The 10281-nt window shown below is 68.3% G+C and carries 8 protein-coding genes and 1 tRNA gene; 7 read left to right on the forward strand and 2 right to left on the reverse strand.

Going from position 1 to position 10281, the window contains the following annotated elements:
• The 6 genes from CR470_RS31270 to CR470_RS40835 all read left to right on the forward strand — a co-directional run.
• Nucleotides 1-1213 (forward strand): ABC transporter substrate-binding protein (locus CR470_RS31270; protein ID WP_107489517.1); only part of this gene is annotated, 1213 nt, incomplete at its 5' end.
• Nucleotides 1214-1300: 87 nt separating this feature from the next.
• A complete protein-coding gene (locus CR470_RS31275; protein WP_097870847.1) occupies nucleotides 1301-2269 on the forward strand; it encodes a carbohydrate ABC transporter permease in 969 nt (322 codons plus the stop codon).
• Nucleotides 2266-3138 carry a carbohydrate ABC transporter permease gene (locus tag CR470_RS31280; RefSeq protein WP_097870848.1) on the forward strand — a complete coding sequence of 291 codons (873 nt, stop codon included), beginning with the start codon at nucleotides 2266-2268 and terminating at the stop codon, nucleotides 3136-3138. Before CR470_RS31275 ends, CR470_RS31280 begins: the two co-directional genes overlap by 4 nt.
• 1216 nt (nucleotides 3139-4354) lie before the next feature.
• A complete protein-coding gene (locus tag CR470_RS31290; RefSeq protein ID WP_218923794.1) occupies nucleotides 4355-4840 on the forward strand; it encodes an IS110 family transposase in 486 nt (161 codons plus the stop codon).
• Nucleotides 4841-5679: 839 nt separating this feature from the next.
• The gene (locus tag CR470_RS31300) at nucleotides 5680-6636 is read left to right on the forward strand and encodes a site-specific integrase (protein ID WP_257138975.1); all 957 of its coding nucleotides are present in this window, start codon (nucleotides 5680-5682) and stop codon (nucleotides 6634-6636) included.
• A 6-nt stretch (nucleotides 6637-6642) separates the two neighbouring features.
• Entirely contained in the window at nucleotides 6643-6897 is a 255-nt protein-coding gene (locus CR470_RS40835) for a tyrosine-type recombinase/integrase (RefSeq protein ID WP_257138976.1), read from the forward strand.
• Between the two features lie 107 nt (nucleotides 6898-7004).
• On the opposite strand, the gene CR470_RS31305 is transcribed toward CR470_RS40835, so the two are convergent.
• Both CR470_RS31305 and CR470_RS31310 read right to left on the reverse strand, forming a co-directional pair.
• Nucleotides 7005-7078 (reverse strand) — tRNA-Pro (locus tag CR470_RS31305).
• A 49-nt stretch (nucleotides 7079-7127) separates the two neighbouring features.
• Nucleotides 7128-9782, reverse strand: coding sequence for an ATP-binding protein (locus CR470_RS31310; protein WP_097870850.1), 2655 nt, complete (start codon nucleotides 9780-9782; stop codon nucleotides 7128-7130).
• Between the two features lie 110 nt (nucleotides 9783-9892).
• Here CR470_RS31310 and CR470_RS31315 point away from each other — a divergent pair.
• The coding region (locus CR470_RS31315) for a DUF309 domain-containing protein (protein ID WP_097870852.1) at nucleotides 9893-10281 on the forward strand (389 nt) is incomplete at its 3' end.

Genomic DNA, 10281 nt, shown 5'->3' on the forward strand with positions numbered 1-10281 from the left:
CTTTCGGATGGATGGCGTAGGAACCTCCATCGTCGGGAGACCTCGACGTCTATCTGCGGACCGACGCGCCCGGCCGACCTACACCCTCATCTGGGAAGAGCCGGTCTACCCCAAGGTCAAGGTCAAGTTCGAGGGGCTGACCGACTACGAGGGCGAAGTCAAGATCCGGATGAACACGGAGAACTACGGGGACGTTCTCATGATCCCGGCCTCCGTCGCCAAGAACGACTATCCCAAGTTCTTCGCCCCGCTCGGCACGTCCATCAAAATGGCGGACAAATACCGCTTCAGCGACAAGTCCGCCGTGGACAACAAGGTCTACGGCATCGCCCAGTTCGGCACCGCCAACGGCTTCGTCTACAACAAGGCCCCGTGGAAGAAGGCAGGCATCACCGCCTGGCCCACCACGCCGGACGAGTTCCTCGCCGGACTGGAGGCGATCAGGACCAAGACCGGCGCGACCCCGTACTACACCAACTTCAAGGACGGCTGGCCGCTGGTCCAGTGGACCACCAACATCGGTTCGGTCACCTGCGACGAGAACGCCACCAACAAGCTCGCCGGCCCCTCTTCCCCGTGGAAGCAGGGAAGCGAACTCCAGGTGATCGACACCCTGCTGCACGACATAGTCAAGAGGAAGCTGTCGGAGAAGGACCCCAGCACCACCAACTGGGAAGCCTCCAAGACCAAGCTCGCCAAGGGGGAGATCGGCTCCATGATGGTGGGCTCCTGGTCCATCACCCAGATGCGGGACGCCGCCGAGAAGGCGGGCAGTAACCCGGACGACATCGGCTACATGCCCCTTCCCGTCCTGAACGGCGACGGCCACTGCGCCACTCTCGTCTCCGACTACCAGCAGGCCGTCAACATCCACTCCGAGCACAAGGAGGCGGCCCGTGCGTGGATCGACTGGTTCACCGAGAAGTCGGGCTACTCCGCAAAGGAAGGCGCCGTCCCCACGCTTAGGTCGGCCCCGATGCCGGACACTCTCAAGGATTTCGTTGACAACGATGTCACCTTCACGGAGCGCTCGGAGACCGACACGGGCAAGGTCAACGACATCGACAACGCCGCCGAGATCGGACTCAACAAGCCCGACTACCGCCAGAAGCTGATCGACATCGCCCGCGGAGCGCAGAAGGGCAGCCTCGATGACTACTTCACCGAGCTGAACAAGCGGTGGGACGAGGCAGCGAAGACCGTCGGGTCCTGAATCGGCGAGGGGGCTCCGACCCCAGGAATGAGGCCGGGGCCCCTCCCCCGCACAAGGAATCGAGACGCGGATGACGAAAGGTCCGATATGACCAGAACGACCGAGGTGGGCGAGAAGACGCACCGCGCCGCACCCGCACGGCGCAGGACGACGGCCGCCAGCCGCACCGGACCGTCACACCGGTCGCCGGGACAACTGCTGCGCCGCGCGACGCCCTGGCTCTTCCTGGTGGCGCCGCTGGCCCTGCTGATCACGTTCACCTACGTCCCCGTGGCGAACATGATCTATTACAGCTTCACCGACTGGGACGGCATCAGCCCCGACCGCAACTTCACCGGGTCGGACAACTACGTCCAGATCTTCACCCGGCCCGAACTGTTCCGTGTCTTCTTCGTCAGCCTCTACTACCTGGCGGCATCCGGCCTACAGATCGCCGTCGCCCTGTACTTCGCCACGGTGCTCAGCTTCAACCTGCGGTTCCGCAACCTGTTCAAGGGCCTGCTCTTCTTCCCCTACCTCATCAACGGCGTGGCGATCGGATTCGTCTTCCTGTACTTCTTCCAGGACGGGGGCACCCTCGACTCGGTCCTGTCCTGGATGGGAGCAGAGACCGACCACGCGTGGCTGGGTGACCCCGCCTCGGCCAACACCTCGCTCGCCGGCGTCTCCGTCTGGCGCTTCACCGGCCTGAACTTCGTCCTGTTCCTCGGCGCCATCCAGTCGATCCCCGGCGAACTCTACGAAGCCGCACAATTGGACGGCGCGACCCGTTGGCAGCAGTTCCGCCACATAATCGCCCCCAGCATCAAACCCATCCTCAGCCTGAGCATCATCCTGGCGATCTCCGGCTCACTCGCCGTCTTCGAGATCCCGTACATCATGACCGGCGGCGCGACCGGAACGTCGACGTTCGTCATCCAGACGGTGAAGCTCGCGTTCCAGTTCAACAAGACCGGGCTGGCCTCAGCGGCGGCCGTCGTGCTCCTGCTGATCATTCTGCTGATCACCTGGGTCCAGCGCCGGCTCGTGCCCGACGACAAGGTGGACCTCGTATGACCACGGCCAAGCTGACCACCTCCCCCTCGCGCCGTTCCGTCCGACTACGCGGCCGACTCGGGCAGACGCTCGTCTACCTCTCGCTCGTCATCGCCTCGCTGGTGGTGCTGCTCCCCCTCGCCGTCGTCCTCCTCACCTCACTGAAGACATCCGAGGAGGCTGCCGAGAGCAACGCGCTGTCGCTCCCGGGCAACTGGCTGAACTTCGACAACTACGCGACCGCGTTCTCCGACGGTCATATGCTCACGGCCTTCGGGAACACGGCGTTCATCCTGCTGTTCTCGATCACCGGTACCGTGCTCATCGGTTCGATGACGGCATACGCCATCGACCGCTTCCACTTCCGGGCGAAGAAGCTCGTCATGGGTCTCTTCCTCATAGCCACCCTCGTTCCCGGGGTGACCACACAGGTCGCGACCTTCCAGGTCATCAACGGCTTCGGGCTGTTCGACACACGGTGGGCCCCGATCCTGCTCTACATGGGCACCGACATCGTCTCGATCTACATCTTCCTGCAGTTCATCCGCGGCATCCCGGTCTCCCTCGACGAAGCCGCGCGGCTGGACGGAGCCAACGCGTTCACCGTCTACCGCAAGATCATCCTGCCGCTGCTCAAGCCGGCGATCGCCACCGTCGTGATCATCAAGGGGATCACCGTCTACAACGACTTCTACATCCCCTTCCTCTACATGCCCTCCCAGGAGCTCGGCACGATCTCCACCGCCCTGTTCCGCTTCAAGGGCCCCTTCGGGGCCCACTGGGAGAACATCTCGGCGGGAGCCGTCCTGGTCATCGTTCCGACCCTGATCGCGTTCCTCTTCCTCCAGCGCTACATCTACAACGGCTTCGCCCAGGGCGCGACCAAGTAGCAGGGGGCCGGCCAGCGTTCTCGCCGGCACCCTCCCCACGGCGGTGCCGGGAGCCCTACAAGGGCGGTGGCCCGTATGCGTGCCGTGAACCGGGTGTGGGCGGGCCGAGGACAGGGTGTCGTCTCGGTGTGGCGCCGGGTTTCACCGCTCCGGTTCGCATTCGCAGGGGACGACGGCGAGGTCCTTCAACGCGACCCACCCCGGTTTGGGCTGCGCCAACGGGCCCGTCGTCCCCGGCCCGGCCAAGACGCCTGCTCGCGGTCCTTGCACCCTGCTGGACGAGGGGGACCACGCCCTGGCTGCCGCCGAACTCGGCATGGAGGACGACCCGGCCTTCCGCACCTCGTACCCTGGCCGGACCGCCTCAGCCGCCAGTCCCTGCAACAACAGGAGCGACCTACGGCGCAGCGCAGACGGCATGACGAGTCGGCGCTCGTCGTCAACCTCGTCGTCATCAGGGCCGGTGATCCGAACGCGGCCCTCGGCGACGAGCCGCTCGATCAGCTCATGAGTATTCGCCCGCCGGGCCCGCGCGACGGGCATCTCGCTGTAGGGCGTCCGAGGGCCGGCGGCCACTGCCGGTCCACCGCCACCAGCGACCGAAGAGTCGTCGTCGATCATCAGGACCCCCACAATCCCGCAAGGCATCGGCCGAGCTCCGGTCACTCGACATCCAGGCTCCCCACCCTCGCTGAAAACGAGGCCGTTCGACGGCCCGTACACCCGTACTGAGCTGAAAACACCCGTCAGCAGTGGGAGTCCCCTGGGACTTTTCCGGGACTTCCGGCCCCACCAAGCGGCACGAGCATGAAACAGCCGAAAGGTCATGCGCGCAGCTCAGCGAACAAACGCCACTCATCGCGGCAGGCCATCGCGTTCACTGGTCTCTTCCACGACATCTGATCTGCAGGACCCGGCGACTCCGCATTGAGCGTCACCAGCCCTCGTCGTTGCATCGTCACTCGCAGCCTTGACGCCGCCTGACAGTGAGGATGTTCGTGAGCGCTCTCCGGCGGGGTCTGACCCACCGCCTGACTGACTCAGGGTCCTCAACGGATCTGTCGGCCCTGTCCGGGGGACGCTCGCCCGCATCCGTCGGGCCGGGGGACGTGACTTCATAAGAGCCTGGCCAGAGGCCCCATCACTGTCTTGTCCGCCCTCCCGGCCCACGGGCGCCATCCCACCCGGTCGAATGGATTGGACGGCACACCTCACGATGGCACAGCACGAGGTCGAGGGCACCGGCGGCGTCGACACGCACAAGGACACCCACACCGCGGCCGCGATCGACTCCGCGGGCCGGGTCCTGGGCTCGGCTCAGTTCCCCGCCTCCGCGCTCGGCTACCGCAAGCTTTTGTCCTGGCTGAAGTCCTTCGGGACCCTGCTGATGGTCGGGGTCGAGGGCACCGGCGCCTACGGCGCCGGACTCGCCCGCCCCCTGCGTGAATGTGACGTGACGGTGGTCGAGATCGACCGTCCGGACCGCAAGACGCGTCGGTGGCAGGGCAAGTCCGACCCGGTCGACGCCGAGGCCACGGCCCGGGCCGCGCTTGCCGAACGCCGCACCGGAACACCGAAGTTCCGCGACGGCCGGGTCGAGGCCCTGCGGGCGTTGCGGGTCGCCCGCCGCAGCGCGGTCCAGCAGAGGTCCGACGTCACCCGGCAGACGAAGAACCTACTGGCACTCTGCGCAGGTGGCTGAGCGGGACCGCGCAGCACCACGAAATTCCCGGCGCCTTGCCAAACCCGCACAGCCAGGAGGCCGCCGGACCAGCGGGCCACGCACCTGACGGCCCATCAGTACGAGCGTCAAGTGAGCATCACGATGCCTCGGAGAGAGCGCCACTTCAGCGTCAAGGTATCGCCCGTAAAGCCCACAGTGCGCATAACGCACACCACCCAGACCTGCAGGTCAGGCGGCCTTTGTGACCGGCTCGAGGATCGCCACGCACTCCACGTGGTGGGTCATGGAGAAACACTCATCGACACAGTACGTGATGCTCGCCGCGTCGCAAATGAGGGCAACATAGCCGAACATCGCCGGTTAGCCAAACCGGCGCTCCTGCAGACGATTGTTGTCCACCGTTTGCCCAGAGCACCACTGCGGATCAGTTCCAACAGAAGAGACTCACCGCTTCTGTGCATGCAGAACCCCACGGTTCTTCACCTGCGGGCCGCGCCGCTTGTCGCCGACCGCCTTCTGTATCCCTTGATGCTCCGTACCCCCGGAGATCCACCGCCCTTGCCCACCGAACCGATAGCAGACTACCCAGACCGTCAGACACACACGAAGGATGAGGGCGGTGCCCCCTTCGTCCGAGATGACAACCAGTCATTTCTCCTGGCCGATGCCTGGTATTCGACGAGCGACCTCGCCGCCTGCCTGCATGCAAACACCTCGACTCTGCGCCGTTGGCGCACCGCTCGGCCACCCCAGGGTCCGCCGTTCGTCTCCGTTTCGGAACGCGTCATCATGTACAGCGCGGTCGACGTCGAGGAATGGCTACGTCGCCACCGGACCGTCCCGCGACGAGACACCTGATGGCCGACAAGGCCATCGTGCCGGTCGGTGTCCGACTCACCCCCGACATCGAGTACCGGCCTAATCGCCTCAACCCGTACCGCGCCCGAGTCCGCTGGTTCGACCCGGCCACGAAGCGGCGGCTGTCCCTGTCGGAGGGGAAGGCGGGCGAGGACGAAGCGCAGGAGTGGCTCCAGTCCATCATCGAAGCGGCTGAAGCAGGGCTGTCCCCGTCGCTCGCCACCATGAAGCTCGCCGAATACGGCAACGCGAACATGGACCTCGCCCTGCGCGGCCTGGAGTTGAAAACACTCGACCCCTACCTGTCAGGCTGGCGGATGCGCGTCGTGCCCGCCCTGGGCCACCTCGCGGTCCGCATGATCACCAACGGCGCTGTCGACCGCACCGTGCAGAACTGGATCGCCGACGAGCTCAGCCGCTCAACGGTCAAGAACACCATCGCCGTCCTGGTCCGCGTCATGGAGCAGGCCGTCCGTGACGGCATCATCAAGGTCAACCCCGCCCGAGTGACCGGCTGGCAGAAGCTCTACAAGCAGGCCGAGGACGAACTCCTCGACCCGCGCGCGCTCGCCCTGCCCGACTGGGAAACACTCGTCACACTGGCCGACGCACTCGTGGCCGCCTCCCACGACGAGTACCGCAGCTGGGGAGAGGTGGTCATCTTCGCCGCGTGCACCGCCGCACGGATCGGCGAGATCTCCGGCTGCCGCGTCGGAGACATCGACACCACCCAGTGGGTCTGGACCGTGCGGCGTCAGACCACACCCGCGCCCGGCGGGCTGACCGACAAGGGCACCAAGGGCAAGCGAGCCCGCAAAGGTCCCATAGTCGAGGAGATCCGCCCCCTCGTCGCCCAGCGCATCCTGTCCGCCGGCCCCAACCCGGACGCCCGCCTGTTCACGGGCCCGCGAGGCGGACGCATCTCCACCGCCGTCCTGCGCGACGCCACACACTAGGACGACGTGGTCACCAAGCTCGGCTACGAGCATCTGCGCCGCCACGACCTCCGGCACACCGCACTCACCTGGTTCGCCGACGCCGGGGTCCAAGTACACGTCCTCCGCAGGATCGCCGGCCACGGTTCACTGACCACCACCCAGCGCTACCTTCACCCGGACGTCCACAAGATCACGGCCGCCGGGACGGCGCTCTCGGCCCACTTCAACGCGCTGCGCGCACCGCGCTCACTGCCGAGCCCCATCGTCATGACCCGCTGACCCGCAGACCCGGTCAAGGACGCCGGACCTCCAGCTGGTCCCCAAAAATAATCAAGGGCCGGTTTCGGATTGCTCCGAAACCGGCCCTGACCTGCGACTGTCTCCAGTCGGGACGACAGGATTTGAACCTGCGACCCCTTGACCCCCAGTCAAGTGCGCTACCAAGCTGCGCCACGTCCCGCCGCGTTCTCCCCGGTTGCCCCGGGTGACCGCGCAGGACAAACATTACCTCACTCCGCGGACCGTATCGACGCGCGTGCCCGTTGGGCGCGGGCGGCCAGCCCCTCGGCGCCGCAGGCCATCGCCTGCTTCTGGGCACGGGCGAGCTCCCGGTGCGAACCGATCGCGATGCCGTAGTCGACCCGGGCGAGTGCGTGCTCGTAGGCGGAGGAGGACTTCTCCAGGTGCCCCACCGCCTCGGCGAGCAGCTGCGCGGCCCGCTCCGGGGGCGCGAAGAGGGCGACGCAGCGAAGCGCCTCGCCCATGGCGGTGGGGGTGCCGAACCTTTCGGCGTGCACCCGGTTCCGGGCGGCGAGGTGGGCCGCGCGGGCCGGGTCGTCCTCGGCCAGGGCCCGTGCCAGGTCGCCGGCCCAGGGAGCCCAGATGCCGTTGAACCGTTCGCGCGACTCCAGAGCGGCACCCGCCGCTTCGAGCTCGGCGATCGCTTCCTCCTTACGGCCCTCCGCCAGCAGCAGGCGGCCCCGCATGCACGGTCCGTCGGGCAGCACCATGGCGCTGGGGTAGGGCGGGCCGAAGTCGTAGCGGTCGGCGATGCGGCGGGCCTCCTCCGTGCGTCCGCGGGCCAGCAGGGTGTCGATGAGCAGGCAGGCCGCGTCCCAGTGCACGGGGAGTCCGGAACCGACGCGGTCGGCGAGGCGGAGCCCTTCGCGCAGGAAGCCCTCGGCCTCGGCGAGGCGCCCGCGACGGCGGTGGACCATGCCGAGCAGGGTGTGGGCGAACGCCAGGTGGGCCCCGCTCCAGCCGGAGATCTCGAAGGCCCGGACCGCTTCGCCGAAGAGGCTCTCGGCGCGGTCCAGCTGGTCGACGAAGGTGTAGGCGATGCCAACCATGGTGGGGAGTTCGAAGCCCCATTCGGAGTCGGTCCAGCCCAGGCCCCGGGCGGGGCTGCCGTCGATCAGGGCGCGTTCGCACAGGTCCACGATGAGCTGGGCGTTCTCACCGCGCACCATGGCGTCGAAGGCCCGCAGGGTGAGCAGCGCCCGCTCCGCGTTGTCGCGGCCCTTGAGGTGGTCGGCGTTGCGGGTGAGCCGCCGGGAGCGGGCCGGTCCGTCGTCCTCGGTGGCCTGCATGCCCTCCCACATGAAGTGCGCGGCCTGCAGGCGCATCAGCCCGGGGCCGGGTGCCGTGCGCGCGGCTTCGGCGGCCAGCGAGAGGGCCGCGTCCTTGAGCTGGTTGTTGTGGGCGAGCGCGGCCGCGAGCCGGAAGGTGGCGTCGACCCGCAGGCCGTCGTCGAGGCCCGGCATGTCCAGGGCGGCGCGCAGGTGCTGAACCGTGGTGGGCGGGGAGCTCAGCAGCGTCGCGCAGCCCAGTTCGTAGAGCAGGACGGCCCGGTCCTTGGGCCGCGGCGGCTCCTCCAGCGCCCGCTCCAGGCAGCGCCTGGCCGCTTCCGGCGCACCGACGGCGAGGTGCTGGCCGGCGGCTTCCCGCAGTTGCGCGACCAGTTCCTGGTCGTCGTCCGGGTGGACTTCCAGCAGGTGCCGGGAGGCCGCGGCGGCACCGAGGCCGGCCCGGGTGATCGCCCAGGCGGCGCGCCCGTGCATGGCGGTGCGGGTGGCCGGCGGGATCGAGCGGTAGACCGCCGTCGCGATCAGCGGGTGCACGAACTCCAGCGGGTCGAAGCCGCTGACGATACGGGCGTCGCGCAGCCGGGCCGTGCAGTCGGCGGCCTCCGCCGAGCTCATTCCGGCGAGAGTGGCGGCCAGTTCCTGCGAGATGTCGGTGCCGAGCACCGCGGCGGCCCAGGCGAACCGGTTGGCGTTGGTGCCGAGCCGCTCCAGCCGGGCGACGAGGCCGCTGCCCCTGGCGGACGCGCCGAGCTCGCGCAGCTCGCCCGCGGATTCCTCCACCGGCGGCAGTTCGCGGTCCTGGACCTTGGCGACCAACTCGACCGCCTCGTACGGATTGCCGCCGGTGACGGCCCACACCTCGCGGCAGAACGGGTCGTCCGCGTGATCTCCGAGGCCCGCGCGGACCAGTACGGCGGTGGCGTCCGGGGTCAGGGCCCGCAGGGCGACCCGGATCACCGTGCCCTGGCTGCCGAGGCCGCGCTCGGCCTCGCGGTCGGCGATGTAGTTGGCGTCGCGCTCGGCCAGCTCCTGCGGGCGGTGGGCCTGCACCACCAGGACCGGCAGTTCACCGAGTCGAGCGGTGAACGAGGCCAGCCAGGCGAGGGATTCGCCGTCCGCCCAGTGCGCGTCGTCCACCATGAGCAGTAACGGCCGGTGGCTGAGCCGGGACGCGAGTCGGCCGACGACGAAGTCCAGGCCGTCGCGCACACCCTGCGGGTCGGGCTGCAGGCCGCTCGGCTCGGCGAGACCCAGGGCCGGAGCGGTCGTCTCGTACCAGTCGCCGAAGAGGGCGCGGGTCTCGTCGGGCGGGAACTGGTCGAGTGCGGGCTGCAGCAGCTGCCGTACGACGTGGAACGGTACGGAGGTGAGGGTCTCGCCTCCCCGGGCGGACCAGACGGTGCAACGGTCGGAGGCCATCCCCCGGATCTCCGCGAGCAGTGCGGTCTTGCCGATCCCCGCCTCTCCGCTGAATACCAGGAGTCCGCCGACGGCCTGCGCACCGCACAGGGCGTCCACCGCCTCCGCGGCGGCGGCGAGTTCCGGTTCACGCTCGTACAACGGTTGGGACGGCTTCATGCCCACCCTTCCCACAGAGGCAGTCTTCTCGACTGTCGAGCCTAGTCGTGCGCGGGTGCTCGTCGACAGGGTTCGCGCGATTCTCCGCAGGTGCGGGGCACAATCGAGTGGTGAACGAGACGCGCAGAGACCGTGATGCCGAGGGCCGGGCGCGCAACGCGCGCCCCCGTGACGGGCTGGGACGCCCCCTGCCGTACGGGACACCCGGCGTCGAACGACAGCCGGAGGGGGTCGTCCGCACACCTGCGGAGACGCTCCGGGAGGCGCAGCGACTCCTGGACGCGGGAATGCCGTTCCACGCGCACGAGGTCTTCGAGGACGCCTGGAAGTCGGGTCCGGAGGACGAACGGGAGCTCTGGCGGGGGCTGGCCCAGCTCGCGGTGGGGCTGACCCATTCCGCGCGGGGCAACACCGCGGGCGGGGCGCGGCTGCTGCGCCGGGGCGCGGGGGCGCTCGCCCCGTTCCTGTCTCTTATACACATGTCTGATGGCGCGAGGGA

Source organism: Streptomyces sp. rh34, assembly GCF_002551245.1.
Taxonomy (GTDB): Bacteria; Actinomycetota; Actinomycetes; order Streptomycetales; family Streptomycetaceae; genus Streptomyces.

Coding starts and splice junctions, on each gene's coding strand:
- CR470_RS31310 (WP_097870850.1), bottom strand. CDS start 9,782: ATGAAGCCGTCCCAACCGTTGTACGAGCGTGAACCGGAACTCGCCGCC.
- CR470_RS31280 (WP_097870848.1), top strand. CDS start 2,266: ATGACCACGGCCAAGCTGACCACCTCCCCCTCGCGCCGTTCCGTCCGA.
- CR470_RS31290 (WP_218923794.1), top strand. CDS start 4,355: ATGGCACAGCACGAGGTCGAGGGCACCGGCGGCGTCGACACGCACAAG.
- CR470_RS31275 (WP_097870847.1), top strand. CDS start 1,301: ATGACCAGAACGACCGAGGTGGGCGAGAAGACGCACCGCGCCGCACCC.
- CR470_RS31300 (WP_257138975.1), top strand. CDS start 5,680: ATGGCCGACAAGGCCATCGTGCCGGTCGGTGTCCGACTCACCCCCGAC.